Genomic DNA, 21,006 nt, shown 5'->3' with positions numbered 1-21,006 from the left:
CCCAGCTGTTCCGCTATTCGGCTCGCACTTTCTAATCAGTCCTTGAAAACCTGAATGCGCTCATTCAGTAGTGGGTGATTGCCGGCCGAGACAGCTATGAGATATGCGATTGCCTAGCACAATTCAACGCAGCCAAATAGCGCATGACTGATGTGTCAGCTAATGGTGTGCGAACTCGCTATTTAAATAATGATTGAAATTCCCTCGTCGTTTCCATATGTAGTCGAGTACTTGTGAATGGCCTTCAAAAACTGATCGTCCCAAATTTCTGAATAAGCGCTTCTGTAGTTAAATAAAAGTTCCGGCTGAGTGCCATAGTGAATGACGCGAGCAACGGCTTGTTGAGCGGGGTGGTGATAACTCGCGCCATTAGAGCTAAATAAATATTGTTTGCAGTCTAGCGCCTCTACAAACTCCTTGGAAACATTGTTCTCGCTACCATGATGAGGAACTTTTATTAGATTAAATTGAAATGGTGGTTTTCCCCATGTCTGTATCAATGACTTTATTAGCCGTGACGGGTACGCGTCGGCGCCAAGCAGAACCCTCTTGCCCTCGTATTCGATTACAAACGCAATACTGCTACCGTTGGCCACGGTTGTATCTTCACTGAAAGCTTCAGATGCCAACATTTGGACGTTCAATGGTGCGGCTGCGCCGAAGGCCTCTAGACCGTTCTTACCAAAATACTCAGTTTCAGCGGGAACATCAGCGTATAGATCTGCTTCGCCGCATACCTTGACCCAACTTGCTCTAAGATTTTCTAGCTGCTCCGCGTCGGGAGAAAGCAAAGTGATCTTTGCGCCGCCGGGAATCTCGAAAGTAGGGCAGGCTTCTTGCGTCACCATAAAACCAGAATTTTTAATTGCTGCGTTCCAAGGCACGCCTTTCTCGAGTAGAAGTCCGGTTAAACGCTCGCCTTGTTTTTCTCCAAAGGCCTCCTTCGCGGAGAGATGGCGGAAGCCGTTGAACCAGAAATCACGAACTGGCACGTCATAGAAGTTTTTCTCAAGAAGGCTCAACATACCGCCAATGTGGTCGCGGTCGACGTGAGTAACGACAACCAACTCAAGGTGGCCGCCCCGAGCCGATAGTTGCTCAAGTCTTTTTTTTAAGGACTTGGGAGCAGAAGGGCCGGCATCCACGAGAATCACGCTCGGGCTATGTTCTTCACCGTACTCAATCCACAAGCAGTCACCGAAACTTGCCGGTAAAGCAGTCAATCTGAACATTATCGGATCCCTCTGCTATTTTTGCTTCATTGGTAAGCCGAGATATCTTGCAATCTGCAGCGTCGTAAAGGGCTCAGTTCTTACGCAGGCAACATCAGCAGCCTTCGCTGCAGCCAGCATCTCGCGAACATGATGGTCAGCGGGAAACACTCTGATCAGCAGCGTGAGTGCATCTACCAGGAGATGGAGGCCGATGGTGTAATAGGGCAAGCCACGAGACCAAGCTAATGTAAAAAGATCTTTTGCTGTTTCCCACGAATTGGCGTCGTTTCTACCGTCGCGCAGAGTCTTCCAGCCTAATGCGATGGCACCATCGGGTAGGAAGTTATACCTAGAGCTGAGTGTCTTCATCCAAGTTATATGTTCCGACTCAACGGTTGTCCCGAGTGCGAATAAATACGCCGCCGCTGCAGCGGAAAATGGATTCCCGATTTTTCTGTACAGCGCGGTAGTCGCTTTTCCTCGCTCACTTTCGGAAATTGAAAGACTGGAAAATAGATCACGCCTCGTTAAGTATTCAACAAGTGACCCGTATACCGGGTCCGTCAATTTTAGCGAAACCGACCACTTGAATGTTTCGCTGCCCTCTTTGCCCTTTTCCAGCATGAGTTTGAAAGGCTCAAGGTTCTCACTAAACCAACCATAAGGATAAGAGACTAGGGTTTGAGGTTTTCCTTTGCAACTAACAATAAGCCATTTGCGTTTGGTTGTCCTCCCGAAGTCGCGTACTTCGTCCCATGTCGCAGCGGGCAACGGTAACTCATGATGGCGCTCGGTGTTTATTGCGTATTCAAATATGGTTTTACTTTGGTCGCTCGAGCGTCTTAGGTCGCTGGCAAACTCATAAAGCTCTGAAAGAGAAATTATGTTCGGCTGAGTTGCAATGCTTACTTCAAGCTCGATCTTTCTTGTGGATAAGCGTCTTGGAGCGGCACTGACAACTCTTGGGATCCAGTTGTATTGGCTTTTTGTATTTCTATAAAAGTTTGATATTTGTTTGGGTGCCTGCACGATAAGCCGATAGTTCTGATTTTCATCAACGGAAATGGTAGTACGCTGCGACTGGCCATTCGGATAACCCACGTCTACGAGATAGTTACCCGCTTCAGGCAGGGTTAACGTGTTGGCCGACTTCTCGCTGAGCTTATCTCCGATCAGCACCATATGATTAGAGAAGATCGGATTTCCAATGGTTAGCTCATCGTTTTTTTGAGACAGGGGCCATATCGAGCAAAGCACTTCACGTGGCGGTCCGGAAACTTCACCCTTGCCTGTTTCAATAGTGATAGTCGGATTCATATCACCTCCAACGTAATGTTCTGGAACGGTGGAACCATGTAGATCTGGATTGGCAAGACCTTGTACTTCACCGCAGGGGCGAAAGTTGCCTCGACGCTGCAAGGGCCATGTGGAATGAAGGTTCGCCAAGGATTGGCGAGATCGGGTCGCATTACTCGACTTTTGCCTGCCGACATGTAGCTGATTTGGGCGGAATCGTTTGCCGCTTCGTTATCCAGACACACATGCACAACCACCTGCGGTGGCTGGGTGAGAACGTGTATCTGGAAACCCACCCCCGATATTCCATCGGCTGGGCACTGAGGAGCACCGCTGAAGTCATCCATTAAGGCCGCAATGGCTTTTTGAAGCTGGTGGGGAGAAACCGCCCAGTGCCGGCCGCTGGGCTGGAACACTGCACAGCGGTTCAAGCCATCCAGCAGCGCCTGAGTGAATGTGCTGATCTGTCCCGGCATGCCAAATGCCTGTTCACCCAACCTGGCAGAGAAGAGAACGGGATTCTCTCCGTTGAAAGTTTGCATCACGTTGGCTTCAGGCAACCCGGACTGCCCTAAGTCGTTCGGATCCATGACAGTCGCCAAATCGACCGTCCGACACGCATCAATGAGGTAAAGCTGTTTCTGGGCGACACAGCTCCACATTGCAAGCCGTAAATCCCCTACATGGGCGGCGTGTCGAAGTAGCTTTGCCGATTTTCCGGCGTCTGCCAGCAGCAGATGTGTGTTTACCCCATCTCCCATGCCATGCCCGCAGAAATAGAAAATGGCCACGTTTTTAGGGTTGGAATTTGCCCTTTTCTTCCATGCCGATATTGAGGCTTCGTAGTTATCCCAGGTCGCCGTGTCGATTTGCTGATGAAGACCTGCTTTGTCGGTAAATTGAGCCGTGCCGACTTGGGAGATCAGCACTTCAATGGATTTGAGTGGTGCTTCCGGGTTGTGAAGGGTGGTGTCAACCCACTTCAGCATTTCCATGGCAGAAACTGGAGGCGATGTGATCTGACCCATGTTTCGGGGATTGGCGCTGACCGGGCCTGTGCCACCTTTTAAATGCGGATAGTTTCCCACGCCTATGATGAATACGTGGGTGCCAGGTCCGTCTGTGTTGTCCAGTCTGAATGTAGTCATCGTGCGCGTGCTCTCGCCTGCGTTCTGACATCTCGTAAGCTCACGCCTTTAGTGACGAGCGCTCTGCGAGCGCTGGCAAAGACGTCGGCCCTTTTTTCGGGGTCGGAGATCGTCAGAATGACTGCGAAGGTGACGCCTGACTCAGGATAGTCCGCGCCTGCGCGTGTCAGTGAGTCGACAACTAATCGCCAGTTACTCGTCCCCTCAAGGCGGCTAAAGGTTCGACTGTAGCGCTTGACTGGCCACCACTTCGCACCGTGAGCAATCAGGTTTTTTTCCAGCACACCGGGATGATCTGGCTTGAGGCGCCCGCTGTAAGAGAACTTGCCCGTTCTTTTGTTCACGGTCTCTTGGCGCAGGTACGCGTCCAGGTTAACGCGGGTAAATTCAGCTTGATGCCGACGATCAAACGGCGGTGAGTAAACGATGGTCAGTTCAACTTCGCCGCGAGTTGAGCCATTTTCGACCAAGACTGAAGGCCACTCAAAATCAAAGGAGAGCTCCATCCGAGGTTTCAGCGTGTCCTGAAACACCAAGGTAATGGACGTGTCATCGGTTGCGAGCATATCGTCGACTGAGCCCGGGATACCGAAACCGGCAAAGTCTTTGCTGACTGCGTTCAGCAGTTTGTCATCTAGCAACGCTGGCATTTTGGCAAAGTGGTACATCAGCGCCATGAGCACGTCACGGGGTTGGCGACCTTCAATCCTGTGATCGAGGATCGCGAGCGTTTTGGCAACTAGAGGTGCGGCGAAGCTTGTACCCTCGTCCGGGATGAGATCACCGGCATGATCGAGAGATTTAAGGGGATTGTTGGTCGCTAAACATCCACCCACATGCGCGAAGTCAGGCTTGATTCCTGCGGAGGTAGCCGGCCCACGTCGTGAGTATCGCGCCGGCCTCGTCAGGCCCAAATGGTCGATGGGTTCAAGTGCGCCTACTGTAAGGTTGCGGGCTGTTTCCCCGGGGACGTAAATTCTGTCCGCACCAAGCTGCCTATAGGTGGCAAGTTGCTGAAGCGCAGGAGTTGCGCTATCTGGCCAGCGGCTACGCGATTTAGCGCTTTCCAGATTGCCGGCGGAAATGACAAAAATGACATCGTGTTTGTCCGCGATCTCATCAAGAATCGCCGCGTAGGGGCTGTATCCATTCTGGTCAGTCATGGACTCAGGGTTAAGGCTAAGGTTGATTACCCTCATATTTTCAGGCTTGGACCCGCTCAGCTCCTGATCGAGCTGACGCATCATGTCGATGAAGCCTTGCTGGAAGTTGCCTTCGAATTTGTCTTCATCTTCGGTGAAGAGGTCATAATCGAAAAATTTGCAGGGATCTTGCTCAATCCGCTGGTTAGGATTGAAGGATGCGCCATTGATCAATAAGCCCGCGATAAATGTTCCATGATCTCGATCGCTATCAGGCTCGCGCATGTAGTCCACGGTGCCTGCAGACCATGCTGAAATGGATTTTTTTCGGCTGATCCCGGCATCGACAACCCCGACAATGGGATAGTCAATTCCGGGCTGAGGTTTGGGTAGCGCGGCACTTAAGGCGGGTGCGGTCCTGGTTGATGTGCGTACCGATTGTTGCCCGCGTGTGACAACTGCACCCAAGGCGTAGCGGCGAACCAAGGGCGAGTGATCCAGGTACTGGATGACAGCTTCCAGTATCCCGTTGAATTGTCTGCTTTTCACCGTCGACGCCGGAATTTGAACCGTCGTGATATGCAGATCTCGCCACTCTTCTCCTGACGCCCAAGTTTTTAGGTGTCGAGAAACGCCTTCCAGGCCAGTACGGAATCTCTGAAGTTCCGCCAATGCGGCGGCACGGTTCCTGCTGCTCCCGTCTAAAGACTCTTCATCGACGAAGAGTTCGACAGTGAAGTAACGAGCCCCCGGCCATCTCTCAAAGTGGTCAATAGCGGTTTCAAAGCTGAATGCGCGTTTGTCTTGTAGAGACGGCAATGCAATCTCTTCGATGGCTCCCGTCTCTGACCGGGCAGCGCTGGCTTGAAGCTTGTTCTTCGCATCCCTTTTGGTGACCTTTTCCTCGGCGCCGCTGATTGCATCCGCAACCGACTCTAAGGTGTCTGGGGTGACCTCAAAGTAAAGCTCTCCCAGGGCTCCGGAACCGACCAGAGGGAGGCTTTTGGGTTTGAAAAGCGCATCTACTGGCCGATGGCTTTTGGCCAACGCGTTGGACTGAAGTCGCACCTTGACGTAACCCACCTGACGAGGCCCTGTGCGCGACAGTGCCGTCCGGATGGATTCCACTTGTTTAAGGAGTTGCTGCTTGTGACGCTTGAATTCTTCATCGCGATCTTCGTAAAAATCCTTTGCTCCACCGCCGCCGCCGCCCTCAGGCAGCTTCATGTACTGATCTGTTTGGAGGACGACCTGAACGGGGTTGTTGGCCATGCTAAATCCTTTTTATTTAGGCTCGCTCGGTAGACTTAAGGCGCCGGCTTACCTTCGATTGCGTCGAGTGAATCGCATCCGCGATATCCGCTTGGACGATTTTTATATCCTTGTAGGTCAGCACTTGATGCATCCAAGAGCTCTCTCCGCGCAATATCGCTTCTCGAGCCGCCGAAGGAGCGTTTGTTGCTGACAAATCCAAGAATAGCTGCACAGAATCTATCACTGATGGCTTCTGGCCTGCACGCAATGTCATATGCCTTTTGATGAAGTCGCACATGGTTTCGATGTCCGAGCCACTGTAACCCTCGGTCAACCATGCCAAGACCTTCACTGCGCCAGGCTTGATAGCAAAACCTTCGGTGTACCGTTCGATGATCTGTAGACGGGTCGTTGCATCAGGTAGGCCTATTTCAATCCGCGCATCAAAACGTCTCCATACCGCGGGATCCAGCAGGGCTTCGTGGTTGGTGATCGCAATCGTCAGTCCAAGCGGCGCACGTGCGTCGATTGCCTGCAGCACAGCATTTACCACGCGCTTCACTTCCCCAAGCTCTTGCGGGTCATCGCGAAGCTTCGCGATCCCGTCAAACTCGTCCAGCAAAAGGAGGCATTGATAGCGATTAGCAAAGTCGAACAGAGCTCTTATGTTTCGCGCCGTTGTTCCAAGAAATGAGCTCGTTAAACCATCCAGTCGAGCGAGGACAACGGGTAAACCTAGTTTTGACGCAGCCCACAAGGCCAATCTCGTTTTGCCGGTGCCGGGCGGCCCGAAAAAAAGAGCGGTGCGTGGAATTTTGATGCCGGCCGCCTGCAGCTGATCTGCGCCTGCCCATTGTTCCTGTAGATGGGAAATGGCGCGTTCGAGGCGATCGCTGAGAATTGGTGGGGCCAGCTCTTCAAGATGGCCAGGCATAAAAATCTCTGCCAGAGGGGCGCTTGTTTCCTTGTCTACCGGTGGGGATGTATTGGGGGACATCATTTCTCCAGAGGAAACAAACCGAGATCTCACGACGCGGGAGGGGATGAGCTTGCCCGCTCCCGACTTTTTTGACCCTTCAAGAACATCTGCGATCGCCTGCGCCTCATCCAAGGCTCCTGCCTTCTTCAGAGCCCCTTGCAGGCGCTCGGCGTGCTGCAAAACAGCGCTGGATTTGTCCCGGACCGAGGCGCGCAGCATTGCCAGGACGATAGGGAAATTCTCCATTCAAAACTCTCAAATTAATATGCTGATTTGGAAGTACTATATACGGTGATGGTGATTTATGATGCATTAAAGCAATAAAATATTGCGTTTTTGATGTTTTGTATGCGATTTGACGGTTTGTTGTGGGTGGCGGATTGCTACTTTTTACGACCGTCGGCAGTTCGCCGAGTCACTCTGCGTGCGATGCATTGTGCAGGGGCGGCCGCCTGCGAGCCTTGAGCTGACGCTCCCGAGAAACCCGCCCTGAAGCGGGTTCCTTATATAGAGCTGGTTATTTCGGCTCCACGTTATCCAGCGCCTGATTCACCGCCAGTTCACCGAGCATGACGATTTGCGCGATGCCCAGTGCGGTCTTGCGGTGGGAGGAGTCGAGGATGGCGGCGAAGTTGTTGAGCATGGCGCTTGCCGAGCCCAGGGTTTCGCTGGCGTTGGCGAGCAGGGATTCGGTGTCGTACTTCGGGTTGGCGAGGTACATGGGCTCGGGTTTGTTGCTGCTCGCCATGATGAGGGCGGCGGGATTGAGGTAATGGTCGAGGGCGCGTTCGGCGGCGTCGTGGAGTTTTTTGGAGTCGAGGGATTCGTAGGGGGAGGCTGGATCTTTGTCTGGCGGGTGTGGTGTTGATTTGGTCATAAGCTGAAAACTCCTGTTGGAGCCGCTTCGCCCTCTCTACTAAAAGAAGGGTGGCAGCTGTGCGCAGGTTAGTAGACCGGGGAGTATTCAGCATTTACCGGCGCGCCGAAGCGCCCTGCACACAGCCACCATCAAGTCGAACCACAAAAGCTGACGGATGCGCTTTGCACATAACTGAAAACACCACGGGCTACTAAACCCGATCACTGGAAATCAGTGACGCGAATCAAGTTACCGATGGCCCTCCAGGCGCACAAGCCGGCGGATTCTGGCGTAGCCGTAGGTATCCACGCAAGTTGTTGTAGGCATCGGGAAGTAACCGCCGAGCGATTTAAACAACACCGTTTAAAGGATGTCCGACTGGCAATAAATAACACTGTGGCGAGGGAACTTGCTCCCGCTGGACTGCGCAGCAGGCCTCGCTTTTTTAGGGCCGCTGCGCGCCCCAGCGGGAGCAAGCTCCCTCGCCACAGGGACTTGTGCCAATGAAGCCTTATTTGTCGTGGTCGATGTCGAGTTTGCTGAAGGTGACCTGGCCGCCTTCGCTGGTATAGCCGGTGTTGTCCTGCACATACACCCCGGCCTTGAAGTACAGCGGTTTGTTGCGCCAGGTCGCGCTGATTTGTGAATCCCACTGGTAACCCGCCGCGCTCACGCCGAGCGCGCCGCCGGGGCTCAAGTGGATGAGGTAGTTGAATTCGTTGTCCAGCCTGATGCCGGTGGCGAGGGTGATGACGCGGCTTTCCTTGTCATCGGGGTGCATGCGCACCTTGATCACCAGATTGCCGTTCTGGGTCTTTTCCTTGTACTGGTATTCAAGCTTGACCATCGGGCGCTGGCTTTCATAGGCGTGGATCTGGCCGATGACGATCTTGCCCGAGCTCGGCACCTTGTTCACCGCGAGGGTCGCGCGCAGCGTGTTGTCAGCGTCCGGGTAATACCAGTTGCGCAGGGTGCCGTTGCTGAAGGTTTCGCGCAGTTCGGTGCGCGGGTAGATGGCGTTTTCGGTTTTTGACCCGGTGACCGGTGACCAGAAAAACAGGGTGCCGGTATCGGAATGGAAGTACTGATCCTTGAAGCCATTCACCAGTTTGGAGGTTTCGACGGTGTACGGCGGACTGCCGACGGGAACGCTGAGGTTCCAGGTTGCGAGATCGATCATGTCGGTTCTTCCACTCAATTCATCCTGAACGCGAGTGCCAGAAGCTCTAGCCCGCGCCTTTTCGGGCGGCAGTTATAAGCGTAGAGGAGTTTTTTGTTAACGCCCGTTTGGCAGATGATTGGCGTCAACATCCTGTCGAAATGCCATCTGTGCCGGTTTCCGGGGGCTGCAGGGGTGACCGTTAGTCGGTAAGTCGCAGCTTTGGCTAAATGATGGCGGCGTGACAGCTTCTGCTTTCACAGATCCGCGACTAGAGTGATGGCTCAGTAACTGTACGGTTTTCACAAGAAACCGGCCGATAGTCCGACAAGAGATGTCCCGACAAGAGAAGCAGCATGGAATGCGCGCAACCCCAGCCAGGTGAAGGCAGCTCTGTCCTTTTGATCGTTGATGATTACCCTGAAAACCTGATCAGCATGCGCGCGTTGCTGCAGCGTCAGGATTGGCACGTCATGACCGCCGCCTCCGGCTTCGAGGCACTCAATCTGCTGCTCGAGCACGACGTCGATCTGGTGCTGCTGGACGTGCAGATGCCGGGCATGGACGGCTTTGAAGTCGCGCGACTGATGCGCGGCAGTCAGCGCACACGCCTCACGCCGATCATTTTCCTCACCGCCAACGAACAGTCCCAGGACGCCGTGATCAAGGGCTACGCCAGCGGCGCGGTGGATTACCTGTTCAAGCCGTTCGATCCGCAGATCCTCAAGCCGAAAGTCCAGGCGTTGCTCGAACACCAGCGCAACCGCCGCGCCTTGCAGCGCCTGAGTCATGATCTGGAGGTCGCGCGGGCCTTCAATGCCTCGGTGCTGGATAACGCGGCGGAAGGCATTCTGGTGCTCGGCGAGGACGGTTTGATCCGCTTCGCCAACCCGGCGATTTCGCGGCTGCTGAATGCGCCGGTGAAGGAACTGGAGGGCAAGGAATTTCTTGATTACCTGCAGAAACCGCACATCCCGCTATGGGTCGATTCCGAGTTGTTGGCCGGCTATAAACGCGGTGAGACCTTTCGTCTGCACGACGCGCTGTTGCGCACGGCGCCGGGGCAGCAGGTGCCGGTGGCGTTGTCCTGTGCGCCGTTGCCGGCCGAGCAGCGGGCGATGGTGGTGACGGTGCTGGACATGTCGGTGGTGCGTCACCTGCATCAGCAGCTGGAATTTCAAGCGGTCACCGATCCGTTGACCGGTCTGCTCAATCGCCGGGGTTTTTATCAGACGGTGGAAAACCTGCTGCTGCGCGGTGAACGCAGCGACAGCAGTTGGGTGCTGCTTTATCTGGATCTCGATGGCTTCAAACGGGTCAACGATTCCCTTGGCCACGATGCCGGCGACCGGGTGCTGCGCTGGGTCTCCGAGCAATTGAAGGCCTGTCTGCGGCCGTTCGATATTCTCGCGCGCATGGGCGGTGACGAGTTCACTGCGCTGCTCGATCTGGAGTTCCCCGAGCAGGCGGCGAAGATTGCCGAGAAGCTCATCGAACGGGTATCGGTCTGTCAGCAGATCGAGGGATTGGATATTGCCCTCGGCGCGAGTATCGGCATCGCCACCTACCCGGACTGCGGCTCGAACCTCGATGGCTTGCTGCGTGCCTCCGACATCGCCATGTACGAAGCCAAGCGTGCCGGGCGTCAGCAGTACCGTTTTTATGATCACGAAATGAACGGCCGCGCCCGCTCGCGGCTGATGCTCGAAGAGAGCGTGCGCAACGCCATCGAGAACCGTGATTTCAATCTGGTGTATCAGCCGCAAGTGGCGATAGGCAGCGGGCAGATCCGCGGTTTCGAGGCGTTGCTGCGCTGGCAGCATCCGAGCGTCGGCGATGTGCCGCCGGGGTTGTTCCTGCCGCTGCTGGAAGAGGCACGGCTGATCAGTCGGCTCGGCAGCTGGATCTATCATCGCGGCGCCGGCCAGCGTAAAGCCTGGGAAACCCTGTTTGCCGAGGATCTGGTGCTCGGTGTGAGTTTGAGCAACACCCAGTTCGGTCTGCCGAACCTGGTCACCGAATTGCGCCAGGTACTGGAGCGGCACTCGCTGCAGCCACGGCAACTGGAGGTCGAAGTCACCGAAGACGCGCTGATGCACAACCCCGACGAGACCCGCAAACAGCTGCGCCTGCTGCGTAATCTCGGGGTGCGGGTGGCTTTGGATGATTTTGGTTCGGGGCCGTGTTCGCTGGCGCATCTGCGTGATCTGGAGCTGGACACGCTCAAGCTTGATCGACACCTGATTGCGCGGCTGCCGGATTCGGCGCGGGACGCGGCGCTGGTCAGCAACGTGATCAATCTGTGTAAGCAGTACGGTTTGCTGGTGATCGCCGAAGGCGTGGAAACCATCGAGCAGTATCAATGGCTGCAGGCGCATGGCTGCGAATATGTGCAGGGTTTCCTGGTGGCGCACCCGCTGACCTCCGAAGACGCCGCCAGCTTCGCCGAGCCCTTCGACTGGAGCGCGCTGCCGGTTTGAATTCGCTACACTGGCGCTCTTTTCGAACCGTGTTGCCGTGTCCATGACTGCGTTGAAATACCTCCAGGCCTATCCCGCGCAATTGCAGGATCAGGTGCGCCAACTGATCGCCGAACAGCGTCTGGGTGACTACCTGAGCCAACGCTATCCGGGGCGTCACGATGTGCAGAGCGACAAGGCGTTGTACAGCTACGCGCTGGATCTGAAGCAGGAATACCTGCGTAACGCGCCGGCCATCGACAAGGTGCTGTTCGACAACCGCCTCGACCTGACGCACCGCGCGCTGGGCCTGCACACCAAGGTTTCAAGGGTGCAGGGCGGCAAGCTCAAGGCCAAGAAAGAGATTCGTATCGCCTCGCTGTTCAAGGAGGCGGCGCCCGAGTTTCTGAAGATGATCGTCGTGCATGAACTGGCGCACTTCAAGGAATCGGATCACAACAAGGCCTTCTATAAATTGTGTGAACACATGCTGCCGGGGTATCACCAGGTCGAGTTCGATCTGCGGGTGTACCTGACATGGCGCGATATGCAATGAAGATCAAAAGATTGCAGCCTGCGGCAGCTCCTACAGTTGGAATGCGATCTTATGTAGGAGCTGCCGCAGGCTGCGATCTTTTAACGTTGGGAGTGTTTAGATGGACGTCAGCAAGACCAAAAGCAGTTTTTACCGGCGCCTGTATGTGGCCTACCTGATCGACAGCGGCCTGGCCCCAAGCGTCCCGGCGCTGACCGAAGTGACCGGCATGCCCCGGCGCACGGCGCAGGACACGATCGCCGCGCTGGCGGATCTGGATATCGTCTGTGAATTCGAGCAGGAAGAAGGCGCACGCAACCATGCTGGGCGCTATCGGATTCGCGAGTGGGGGGCAATTGATCGCGGGTGGATCGAGCGTAATCTGCGGCAGATCAAGGCTGTGCTGGAGTATCCCTGAGTTTTGCGTTGTTTGAGCTGACGCTTTCGCGAGCAGGTTCGCTCCCACACAGGCATGCATTCCAAATGTCGAGCCTGCTCGCGATAGGGCCTCAGGGGCGACGCATGCCGATATGCGGAATGTCATCCTCCAGATACTCCTCACCCGCCACCACAAACCCGTACCTGCCGTAATACCCCTGCAAATGCGCCTGCGCCGACAGATAGATCGGCACCTGCGGCCAATGTTTCTCGGCCTGTTTCAGCGCGTGTTCCATCATCACATGCCCTAACCCTTTGCCACGGCCCTGCGGCGCAATGATCACGCGCCCGATCACCACGTCACCGCCCTGGGATTCGGGATTGAGCAGGCGCAGATAGGCCATCAACTGATCATCCTCCCAACCCATGAGGTGATGGGTGTCGCCGTCCAGATCCTGGCCGTCGAGGTCCGGGTAGGCGCATTTCTGTTCGACCACGAACACCTCCGAGCGCAGCTTCAACAGCGCGTACAGCTGCTCTTTGCCCAGATCGCTGTGATGCTTGCAGATCCACTCGATTGTCATCTTCCGACTCCTTGAACTCCGTCGCCCGATACTAAGCGCACAGGCCCTGAATGTCTGTATGGCGGAAGAGTCTGTGACAAAGGTCAAAATGCCATCATTCCTTTCCCGCGGTGGCGGCTGCTTTGTGTAATCTGCTGGAAAGCGCTGTGCACTGGCTTCAATGAGCTAATGTTAGGGCCTGGGTTTCGCCGGTAAGGGGCCTTGGGGTTTTGACTGAAAACACGCTGGGCAGCCCGCCCGCTAAGGATTTTCAAGCATGCCGCGACTGCATCGAGCCTTTGCTTTGACCGGATTGCTCTTGCTGGCCCAAACCGCCGCAGCGGACAAGTTGCGGCTGGTGTTCGATATCTGGCCACCCTTTACCGACGACACGCTGGTCAACGGTGGCCTGGCCACCGACATCGTCAGCACCGCGCTGGCGCGGGCCGGTTATGCCAGCGACTACGAGCAGGTGCCGTGGGCGCGAGCACTGCTGGGGGTTGGCGAAGGGCGATACGACGTGCTGGTCAACGCCTGGTACAACGACGAACGCACCAAACTTGGCCAGTTCTCTGGCGAGTACCTGCTCAATCGCATCCGCTTTCTCAAGCGCAAAGACACCCCGCTGGACTACAGCAGCCTGGAACAACTGCACACCTACCCGGTGGCAGTGGTGCGCGGTTATGCCTACTCGCAGGCGTTCGATGCCGATACAGCGCTTGAGAAAGTCCCTGTGCATAACTTCGCCATGGCCGTGCGGATGCTGGCGGCGGATCGGGTCAAGCTGACCCTGGAAGATGAATACGTCGCGCGCTATTACCTGTCCCGCGAATCAGCCAAAGTGCGCAACGCCGTGGAGTTTCTGCCCAAACCGTTGAGCGAGAACAGCCTGCATATTCTGGTGAGCCTGAAGAATCCGCAGCATGAGCAGATTGTGGCCGGATTTGATAAGGCGATTGCGGCGATGAAGGCGGATGGGAGTTATGACAAGTTGCTGCGGCAGCATGGGATGTAGCCGCTGATCCGGAATTTGTTAAGTGGCTGATGGCCCTATCGCGAGCAGGCTCACTCCTACAGTTTGAAATGCGTTCCCCTGTAAGAGCGAGCCTGCCCGCGAAGACGTCCTTTCAGCCAGCGCCAATCTCATTGGTGTCCTTGATCAGATGTGCCGCCAGCGTGCGCAACGGCCCCAACTGCCGGCAGATCAATGCCAGTTGTGTCTGCACCAGTCGCTGCCCTTCATCGATCTCGTCCGGCATCTGCTCCAGCTCATTGGCCAGCGCTTCCTCTTCGTCACTCTGAATCGCCACCGGCTGCTTGTTCGCCAGGCCCTGGGCGATTTCGTCGATGCTCGTCGCCAGCTTCACCCCGGCACCATCAATCAAATGCTCACGCACATCGGCTGGCAATTGGGTTTCCCTGTGTGCGCCAAGTCCTGACAGATAACTCAATAAGGTGTGCGACAGCACCAGGAAGCGGAAACCGACATCTGCTTCCTTCCGGAAATGCCCCGGCTCCATCAGCATGTTGGCCAAGGTGGTCGACAACGCCGCATCAGCGTTGTGCGCGTTGCGTCGGGCCAGGCGATAGGCGAGGTCGTCGCTCTTGCCGGCGGCGTATTGCTGCATGATCTGGCGCAGGTAGATGCTGTTGCAGGTCAGGGTGTTGGCCAGCACCTTGTTCAGGCGTCGACCCTGCCAGTCCGGGAGGAACAGGAACACTGTCAGGCCGGCGATCAGGCTGCCGAGCAGGGTATCGAACAGGCGCGGCAGGAACAGTCCGTAGCCATCGCCGATCTGGTTGAAGCAGAACAGCACCATGATCGTGATCGCCGCCGTCGCCAAGGTGTAGCGCGTGGTGCGGTTGGTAAAGAACACCACCCCGGCGGCGATGGCGAAGCACGACTGCACCAGCGGGCTGGGGAACAGATCGAACAGCGCCCAGGCCACGGTCAGGCCGATGGCGGTGCCGAGAATCCGTTGACCGAGTTTGCGCCGGGTCGCGCCGTAGTTCGGCTGGCAGACGAACAGGGTGGTGAGGATGATCCAGTAACCCTGCGACGGGTGAATCAGGTGCACCATGCCGTAGCCGATACTCAGCGCCAGCGGCAGGCGCAGCGCGTGACGGAACAGCAAGGACGTCGGTGTCAGCTGGGTGCGCAAGCGAATCCACACGTCCTTGAGGTTGCGCGGCGAGCGATCGAGCAGGCTGCTGTCAGTGGCGTCCGCCAAGGCGTCGGGGTTGCTTGCATCGCTGAGCAAGCGGTCGAGGGTGCCGAGGTTGGCGGCCAGTGCGCGCAGCGAGCGGAGCAAGCCGCGCCACGCCGGATTGCTCTGGATGCGCAGGTGTTCAAGGGAGGCATCGAGGTCAGTCAGCGCTTCGGCAAAACTGGCGTCGTAGACGAACGGCTGGCGCATCTGGATCGATTCGGCCAGCGCGCGGCAGGCTTTGCCCTGCTGGCGCAACAAACGCTGGCAGCGGAACAGCACGTCGCTGTGGAAGAACGCATCGGTCAGCGCGTTATACGGATAGTGCGAGGAGCTGGCGCGTTCGTGGATGTCCTGGGCAAGGAAATACAGCTTCAGATAGCGGCTGACTTTCGAACCCGGGCGCCCGTTGCCGACCCGGTGCAGAATGATTTCCTTGGCACTGTTCAGGGCTGCGACCACGCGGCCATTCTGCTGCGCCAGTTCCAGCCGTCGGGCTTCGACGTCCAGTTGGCGGATCGGCTCGAACAGCGAGGCTTTCAGCTTCAGATAGAAACCCAGTTCACGGAACAGCCGCGCCAGACTCTGCTGCACCGGCTGGTTGGAAAACATCGCTTGCCACAGCACCGACAGCAGGCCGTACCACGCGGCACCCGCCACCAGCAGCATCGGCTCGTGCCAGAAATCGGTGACCGCGCCGCCGCGCTGATCCACGCCGATCATGGTGTAGACCGACAGAATCAAGGTCGCCGAGGCAATCGCGCCATAACGCTCGCCGAGCGCGCCGAGCATGGTCAGGCCGAAGCTGGCCAAGGCCAGGGCGATGGCAAACACGATGGGGTAGGGGAAGAGCAGTTCCACCGACAGCGCGGCGATACTGAAACACACCAGTGTCACTGCCAGTGCGTTGAGGCGGCCCTGCCAACTGTCATCGGTCTCGGCCAGAGCGCTGGCGATAATCCCCAGGAACAACGGGATCAGCAGGCCCATTTCATCCTGATACCAACACAGCGCCATGCTGCCGGTCAGGGCGATGAACACCCGCACGCTGTAGCTGAATTTATCCAGCGCCCACAGGCGCCGCAAAGACTGACGAAACGAGGTCGAGGACATGAAGTGCGAAGGCCTTCCGAGGCGATGCCGCTAAATTGAGCCAGTAATGACGCCGACGCAATGGCGCCGATCACATCTGACAGCAAAAAGTGTTCCTTTTACTTACACCACAAACCACTGTGGGAGCGAGCCTGCTCGCGAAAGCGGAGTGTCATTCAACATTGATGTCGACTGATACATCGCATTCGCGAGCAGGCTCGCTCCCACAGGTTTTGCGTTTGATTTTGGGTCAGACGTACTGCGCAGCCGCGTAACCCGAGGCCCAGGCCCACTGGAAGTTGAAACCGCCCAGATGCCCAGTGACGTCGAGCACTTCGCCGACAAAGTACAGGCCAGGACTTTTCAGCGATTCCATGGTCTTGGACGACACTTCGCGGGTATCGACGCCACCCAGCGTGACCTCGGCGGTGCGGTAGCCTTCGGTGCCGGCCGGGACGACTTTCCAGCTGCCGAGTTTGTCGGCGATCAGCGCCAGTTCGGCGTGGGTGTACTGCTTCATCGGTTTGGAAACGAACCAGTTGTCCGCCAGCAGGTTGGCCATCTTCTTGGTGAAAATTTCGCCGAGCAGGGTTTTCAGTTCGCTGTTCGGGCGCTCGGCCACTTGCTGTTGCAGCCATGCTGCGGTGTCGTGATCCGGCAGCAGGTTGATCTCGACGGTGTCGCCCGGCTCCCAGAACGACGAGATCTGCAGAATCGCCGGGCCGCTGAGGCCGCGGTGAGTGAACAGAATGTTCTCGCGAAAGCTCTGTTCGTTGCAGCTGACCAGACAATCCACCGAGGTACCGGACAGCTCGGTGCACAGTTCCTTGAGCTGATCGGTAATGGTGAACGGCACCAGTCCGGCGCGGGTCGGCAGCAGTTCATGGCCGAACTGTTTGGCGACCTGATAACCGAAGCCGGTGGCGCCCAGCGTCGGGATCGACAACCCGCCGGTGGCGATCACCAGCGACTGGCACTGAACCTGGCCGAGGGTGGTGTCGAGCAGGTAGCCGCTTTCGACCTTTTCGATGGTCTGGATCGAGGTGTCGAGGTGCAGCTCGACGCCGACCTGATCGCACTCGTCGAGCAGCATGCCGAGGATGTCGCTGGATTTGTTATCGCAGAACAGCTGACCGAGTTTCTTCTCGTGGTACGGCACGCCGTGCTTGGCGACCATGCCGATGAAATCCCACTGGGTGTAGCGCGCCAGTGCCGATTTGCAGAAATGCGGGTTCTGCGAAAGGAAATTGCTCGGCTCGGTGTACATGTTGGTGAAATTGCAGCGGCCACCACCGGACATCAGGATTTTCTTGCCGGCCTTGTTCGCATGATCGAGCAGCAGCACCTGACGCCCACGCCCGGCGGCGGTCAATGCACACATCAACCCTGCGGCGCCAGCGCCAATGATCACGACTTCGGTAGAGCGCAAAACGGTGTCCTCTGAAATATCACCACAAAACGAACGGTAGGAGCTGTCGAGTGAAACGAGGCTGCGATCTTTTGATCTTGTTTTTTAGGTCAAGATCAAAAGATCGCAGCCTGCGGCAGCTCCTACAGGGGGATGTGCGTCGTTCTTACAAAACCCGTACGCGCAGAGAACGGCCTTTGATCTTGCCGTTGTTCAAGCGCTGCAGTGCCTGCATGACCACGGTGCGTTCAACGGCGACATACGACTGGAAGTCGAAAATCGCGATCTTGCCGACCTGCGCGCCCGGGATGCCGGCGTCGCCGGTCAGTGCGCCGAGGATGTCGCCCGGACGTACCTTGTCCTTGCGCCCGCCGGCGATGCACAGGGTGCTCATCGGTGGCTGCAGCGGGGCACCGCCCTGGGACTTGAGGTTGTCCACCTGATCCCAGTTCAGCGGAGCTTTCTGCAGCTGTTCGATGGCTTGCGCGCGATGTGCTTCGGACGGTGCGACGAGGCTGACCGCGATGCCTTTCTCACCAGCGCGACCGGTACGGCCGACACGGTGAATGTGGATTTCCGAGTCGCGGGCCAGTTCGACGTTGATCACCATGTCCAGCGCGTCGATGTCCAGACCACGGGCGGCGACGTCGGTGGCGACCAGTACCGACGTACTGCGGTTGGCGAACATTGCCAGCACCTGATCGCGATCACGCTGTTCCAGATCGCCATGCAGGCCGACGGCGGAAATGCCTTTGGCGGTCAGATGGTCGACGGTTTCCTGCACCTGCTGCTTGGTGAAGCAGAATGCCACGCAGGAGGCCGGGCGGAAGTGGTGCAGGACTTTGGTCACTGCGCTCATGCGCTCTTCCGGGGAAATCTCGTAGAAGCGCTGCTCGATCTGCGTGTCGTCGTGGAACGCTTCGGCTTTCACCGTCTGCGGATCGCGCATGAATTTCGACGCCAGTTGCTTGATGCCTACCGGATAAGTGGCGGAGAACAGCAAGGTCTGACGGCGTGCCGGCGTCTTTTCGATGATGTCTTCGATGGCGTCGTAGAAGCCCATGTCGAGCATGCGGTCGGCTTCGTCGAGGATCAGCGTGTTCAGGCCGTCGAGCACCAGCGAACCCTTGCGCAGGTGTTGCTGGATACGCCCCGGGGTGCCGACGATGATGTGCGCGCCGTGCTCCAGCGAAGCGATTTGCGGGCCGAACGACACGCCGCCGCACAGGGTCAGGACCTTGATGTTGTCTTCGGCACGGGCCAGACGGCGGACTTCCTTGGCGACCTGATCGGCCAGCTCACGGGTCGGGCAGATCACCAGCGCCTGGCAACCGAAGTAGCGCGGGTTGATCGGATTGAGCAGGCCGATGCCGAAGGCGGCGGTCTTGCCGCTGCCGGTCTTGGCCTGGGCGATGAGGTCCATCCCCTTGAGGATCACCGGCAAGCTCTGCGCCTGGATCGGCGTCATCTGGGCATAACCGAGGGATTCGAGGTTAGCCAGCATGGCGGCGGACAGCGGCAGAGTATTAAAAGCGGTGGCGATGGTGGTCACGGGACTGGCCTGCAAAACAAAATGTCGCGCAGTGTAGCAGCCCCGTGCCACTTTCCTCGAAAGTTCTGGACGAACAGTGCCTAAAACCCATGGGAAGGGATTCAACTGTGGCGAGGGAGCTTGCTCCCGCCGGGGCGCGAAGCGGCCCCGCTCTTCTAGTCAAAAGAGGGGCTGCTGCGCAGTCCAGCGGGAGCAAGCTCCCTCGCCACAAAAGCATTCACTGTTTTTCAGTGTTCGATGTGCTCATCCGGATGTTCATCCGGGCGTTTGACCCGGCGACCGTCCTCTTTCGACAGTTGCGAGAAGATCGTCGCCGCCAGCATCGCCATGATCCCCACCGTGACAAACGTCAACTGGAACGCGCCCAGCACGGTCTCGACGCCGTCGTTGCCGATCTCCGCCGTAAACCCTCCGAGCAATGCACCGGCGCAGGCCACGCCCAGACTCAACGACAATTGCGCCACCACCGACAGCAAGCTGTTGCCGCTGCTGGCGCTGGCGTCGTCGAGGTCGATCAGGGTTACGGTGTTCATCGCGGTGAATTGCAGCGAGTTGATCGCGCCGAGAACCGCCAGCAGGCACAGCAGCAGCCAGTACGGCGTCTGCTCGCTGACCAGGCCCATGCTCGCCAGCATGATCCCCAGTGCCAGGGTGTTGCCGGTGAGCACAATGCGATAGCCGAGGCGTTCGATCAGTGGTCGCGCCATCCACTTGGCAAACATCGCTGCGGCGGCCAGCGGCAGCATGCTCATCCCGGCCTGCGACGGCGAGTAACCCAGCGCCACCTGCAGCAGCAACGGCACCAGAAACGGCAGGGCGCCACTGCCCAGGCGGGCGAACAGGTTGCCGATGATTCCGACCGCGAAGGTTCGCGTCTTGAACAACGACGGGGCGAACAGCGGATTCTCGACACGCCCGGCGCGCAGCCAGTACGCCGCCAGACAGGCCAGACCGCCGAACAGCAGCAACATCACCCGCAAGTGCGGCAAGTGCAATTCGCCCAGACCTTCCATGGCGATGGTGATCAGGATCATCGCCGCGCCAAACAGCAGGAAACCGAGGCTGTCGAAGCGCGTGCGTTCAGTACCGCGCAGGTCGGGGATGAATTTCCACACCGCATAGCAGCCCAGAACACCGACCGGCAGGTTGATCAGAAAGATCCAGTGCCACGTCAGGTATTGCACCATCCAGCCGCCCATGGTCGGGCCGATCAGCGGGCCGAGCAGGCCGGGAATGGTGATGAAGCCCATGATCCGCACCAGCTCCGAACGTGGGTAGGCGCGCAGCACCACCAGCCGTCCGACCGGCAACATCAATGCGCCGCCCAGACCCTGGATCACCCGCGCGCCGACCAGCATGCTCAGACTGCTGGACAAGGCGCAGAGCAGCGAGCCGAAACTGAACAGCAGGATCGCGCCGAAGAAAATCTTCTTGGTGCCGAAGCGATCGGCGATCCAGCCCGAGGCCGGAATCAGCAACGCTACGGTGAGCATGTAGGCGATGACCACGCCTTGCATGCGCAACGGGTCTTCGGCCAGATCCCGGGCCATGGCCGGCAGGGCGGTGTTGAGGATGGTCCCGTCGAGGGACTGCATGAAGAACGCAATGGCGACGACCCACGGCAACCAGCGTGCGGTGATGGCATCGAGAGGCGGGCGAGTGGGCATGGAACCTCTTGTGGTTGGAGTTAATGCATATCCATTGTCGAGCGCGGTCAGTGTGGGAGCGAGCCTGCTCGCGAAGAGGCCATTTCGTTCAACA

The 21,006-nt window shown here is 57.5% G+C and carries 16 protein-coding genes; 4 read left to right on the top strand and 12 right to left on the bottom strand.

What is annotated here, in order from left to right; translation table 11 throughout:
- Positions 1–182: 182 nt before the first annotated feature.
- The 7 genes from BW33_RS28015 to BW33_RS00745 all read right to left on the bottom strand — a co-directional run bounded on the left by BW33_RS28015 (position 183) and on the right by BW33_RS00745 (position 9,072).
- Entirely contained in the window at positions 183–1,232 is a 1,050-nt protein-coding gene (locus tag BW33_RS28015) for a ComEC/Rec2 family competence protein (protein ID WP_052032670.1), read from the bottom strand.
- Positions 1,233–1,247: 15 nt separating this feature from the next.
- Positions 1,248–2,531 carry a hypothetical protein gene (locus BW33_RS00770; protein WP_152546073.1) on the bottom strand — a complete coding sequence of 428 codons (1,284 nt, stop codon included), beginning with the start codon at positions 2,529–2,531 and terminating at the stop codon, positions 1,248–1,250.
- Complete coding sequence (locus tag BW33_RS00765) at positions 2,528–3,658, bottom strand: caspase family protein (RefSeq protein WP_152546072.1); 1,131 nt, start codon at positions 3,656–3,658, stop codon at positions 2,528–2,530. Before BW33_RS00765 ends, BW33_RS00770 begins: the two co-directional genes overlap by 4 nt.
- Positions 3,655–6,072: a S8 family peptidase gene (locus BW33_RS00760; protein WP_047596532.1), complete on the bottom strand. Its 2,418-nt coding sequence runs from the start codon at positions 6,070–6,072 to the stop codon at positions 3,655–3,657. Before BW33_RS00760 ends, BW33_RS00765 begins: the two co-directional genes overlap by 4 nt.
- A 16-nt stretch (positions 6,073–6,088) precedes the next feature.
- Positions 6,089–7,279, bottom strand: a complete 1,191-nt coding sequence (locus tag BW33_RS00755; RefSeq protein ID WP_047596531.1) for an AAA family ATPase — start codon at positions 7,277–7,279, stop codon at positions 6,089–6,091.
- A gap of 271 nt (positions 7,280–7,550) precedes the next feature.
- Positions 7,551–7,910, bottom strand: a complete 360-nt coding sequence (locus BW33_RS00750; protein ID WP_047596530.1) for a DUF6124 family protein — start codon at positions 7,908–7,910, stop codon at positions 7,551–7,553.
- Between the two features lie 493 nt (positions 7,911–8,403).
- Positions 8,404–9,072 (bottom strand): polysaccharide lyase family 7 protein, encoded by a 669-nt coding sequence (locus BW33_RS00745; RefSeq protein WP_047596529.1) that lies wholly within the window; start codon positions 9,070–9,072, stop codon positions 8,404–8,406.
- Positions 9,073–9,407: 335 nt separating this feature from the next.
- Here BW33_RS00745 and BW33_RS00740 point away from each other — a divergent pair, with 335 nt between their 5' ends.
- The 3 genes from BW33_RS00740 to BW33_RS00730 all read left to right on the top strand — a co-directional run bounded on the left by BW33_RS00740 (position 9,408) and on the right by BW33_RS00730 (position 12,463).
- Positions 9,408–11,531, top strand: coding sequence for a putative bifunctional diguanylate cyclase/phosphodiesterase (locus BW33_RS00740; RefSeq protein ID WP_047596528.1), 2,124 nt, complete (start codon positions 9,408–9,410; stop codon positions 11,529–11,531).
- A 43-nt stretch (positions 11,532–11,574) separates the two neighbouring features.
- Positions 11,575–12,066 (top strand): M48 metallopeptidase family protein, encoded by a 492-nt coding sequence (locus tag BW33_RS00735; RefSeq protein ID WP_047596527.1) that lies wholly within the window; start codon positions 11,575–11,577, stop codon positions 12,064–12,066.
- A gap of 100 nt (positions 12,067–12,166) precedes the next feature.
- Positions 12,167–12,463: a winged helix-turn-helix domain-containing protein gene (locus BW33_RS00730; RefSeq protein WP_003229005.1), complete on the top strand. Its 297-nt coding sequence runs from the start codon at positions 12,167–12,169 to the stop codon at positions 12,461–12,463.
- A gap of 91 nt (positions 12,464–12,554) precedes the next feature.
- Here the strand turns inward: BW33_RS00730 and BW33_RS00725 are convergent, their stop codons facing one another.
- Complete coding sequence (locus tag BW33_RS00725) at positions 12,555–13,007, bottom strand: GNAT family N-acetyltransferase (protein WP_047596525.1); 453 nt, start codon at positions 13,005–13,007, stop codon at positions 12,555–12,557.
- Between the two features lie 256 nt (positions 13,008–13,263).
- Between BW33_RS00725 and BW33_RS00720 the strand changes: the two genes are divergently transcribed.
- Complete coding sequence (locus tag BW33_RS00720) at positions 13,264–14,001, top strand: substrate-binding periplasmic protein (protein ID WP_047596524.1); 738 nt, start codon at positions 13,264–13,266, stop codon at positions 13,999–14,001.
- Positions 14,002–14,113: 112 nt separating this feature from the next.
- On the opposite strand, the gene yccS is transcribed toward BW33_RS00720, so the two are convergent.
- The 4 genes from yccS to mdtD form a co-directional block, all read right to left on the bottom strand.
- Positions 14,114–16,306 (bottom strand): YccS family putative transporter, encoded by a 2,193-nt coding sequence (gene yccS / locus BW33_RS00715; protein ID WP_047596522.1) that lies wholly within the window; start codon positions 16,304–16,306, stop codon positions 14,114–14,116.
- 229 nt (positions 16,307–16,535) lie between these two features.
- Positions 16,536–17,714 carry an NAD(P)/FAD-dependent oxidoreductase gene (locus tag BW33_RS00710; RefSeq protein ID WP_047596521.1) on the bottom strand — a complete coding sequence of 393 codons (1,179 nt, stop codon included), beginning with the start codon at positions 17,712–17,714 and terminating at the stop codon, positions 16,536–16,538.
- A 145-nt stretch (positions 17,715–17,859) separates the two neighbouring features.
- Complete coding sequence (dbpA, locus tag BW33_RS00705; RefSeq protein WP_236645185.1) at positions 17,860–19,197, bottom strand: ATP-dependent RNA helicase DbpA; 1,338 nt, start codon at positions 19,195–19,197, stop codon at positions 17,860–17,862.
- 275 nt (positions 19,198–19,472) lie between these two features.
- Complete coding sequence (gene mdtD / locus BW33_RS00700) at positions 19,473–20,912, bottom strand: multidrug transporter subunit MdtD (protein WP_047596520.1); 1,440 nt, start codon at positions 20,910–20,912, stop codon at positions 19,473–19,475.
- Between the last annotated feature and the right edge of the window lie 94 nt (positions 20,913–21,006).

Origin of the sequence: Pseudomonas sp. RIT288 (assembly GCF_000631985.1) — a bacterium.
Classification (GTDB): Bacteria; Pseudomonadota; Gammaproteobacteria; order Pseudomonadales; family Pseudomonadaceae; genus Aquipseudomonas.
Note: the sequence above shows the minus strand (reverse complement) of the source record. Positions and strands in the feature narration are given on the sequence as shown.

What these genes read in the sequence shown, in the direction of transcription:
- mdtD (WP_047596520.1), bottom strand. Translation starts at nt 20,912, where the DNA reads ATGCCCACTCGCCCGCCTCTCGATGCCATCACCGCACGCTGGTTGCCG.
- BW33_RS00760 (WP_047596532.1), bottom strand. Translation starts at nt 6,072, where the DNA reads ATGGCCAACAACCCCGTTCAGGTCGTCCTCCAAACAGATCAGTACATG.
- BW33_RS00720 (WP_047596524.1), top strand. Translation starts at nt 13,264, where the DNA reads ATGCCGCGACTGCATCGAGCCTTTGCTTTGACCGGATTGCTCTTGCTG.
- BW33_RS00750 (WP_047596530.1), bottom strand. Translation starts at nt 7,910, where the DNA reads ATGACCAAATCAACACCACACCCGCCAGACAAAGATCCAGCCTCCCCC.
- BW33_RS00745 (WP_047596529.1), bottom strand. Translation starts at nt 9,072, where the DNA reads ATGATCGATCTCGCAACCTGGAACCTCAGCGTTCCCGTCGGCAGTCCG.
- BW33_RS00765 (WP_152546072.1), bottom strand. Translation starts at nt 3,658, where the DNA reads ATGACTACATTCAGACTGGACAACACAGACGGACCTGGCACCCACGTA.
- yccS (WP_047596522.1), bottom strand. Translation starts at nt 16,306, where the DNA reads ATGTCCTCGACCTCGTTTCGTCAGTCTTTGCGGCGCCTGTGGGCGCTG.
- dbpA (WP_236645185.1), bottom strand. Translation starts at nt 19,197, where the DNA reads ATGCTGGCTAACCTCGAATCCCTCGGTTATGCCCAGATGACGCCGATC.
- BW33_RS00770 (WP_152546073.1), bottom strand. Translation starts at nt 2,531, where the DNA reads ATGAATCCGACTATCACTATTGAAACAGGCAAGGGTGAAGTTTCCGGA.
- BW33_RS00755 (WP_047596531.1), bottom strand. Translation starts at nt 7,279, where the DNA reads ATGGAGAATTTCCCTATCGTCCTGGCAATGCTGCGCGCCTCGGTCCGG.
- BW33_RS28015 (WP_052032670.1), bottom strand. Translation starts at nt 1,232, where the DNA reads ATGTTCAGATTGACTGCTTTACCGGCAAGTTTCGGTGACTGCTTGTGG.
- BW33_RS00735 (WP_047596527.1), top strand. Translation starts at nt 11,575, where the DNA reads ATGACTGCGTTGAAATACCTCCAGGCCTATCCCGCGCAATTGCAGGAT.
- BW33_RS00730 (WP_003229005.1), top strand. Translation starts at nt 12,167, where the DNA reads ATGGACGTCAGCAAGACCAAAAGCAGTTTTTACCGGCGCCTGTATGTG.
- BW33_RS00725 (WP_047596525.1), bottom strand. Translation starts at nt 13,007, where the DNA reads ATGACAATCGAGTGGATCTGCAAGCATCACAGCGATCTGGGCAAAGAG.
- BW33_RS00740 (WP_047596528.1), top strand. Translation starts at nt 9,408, where the DNA reads ATGGAATGCGCGCAACCCCAGCCAGGTGAAGGCAGCTCTGTCCTTTTG.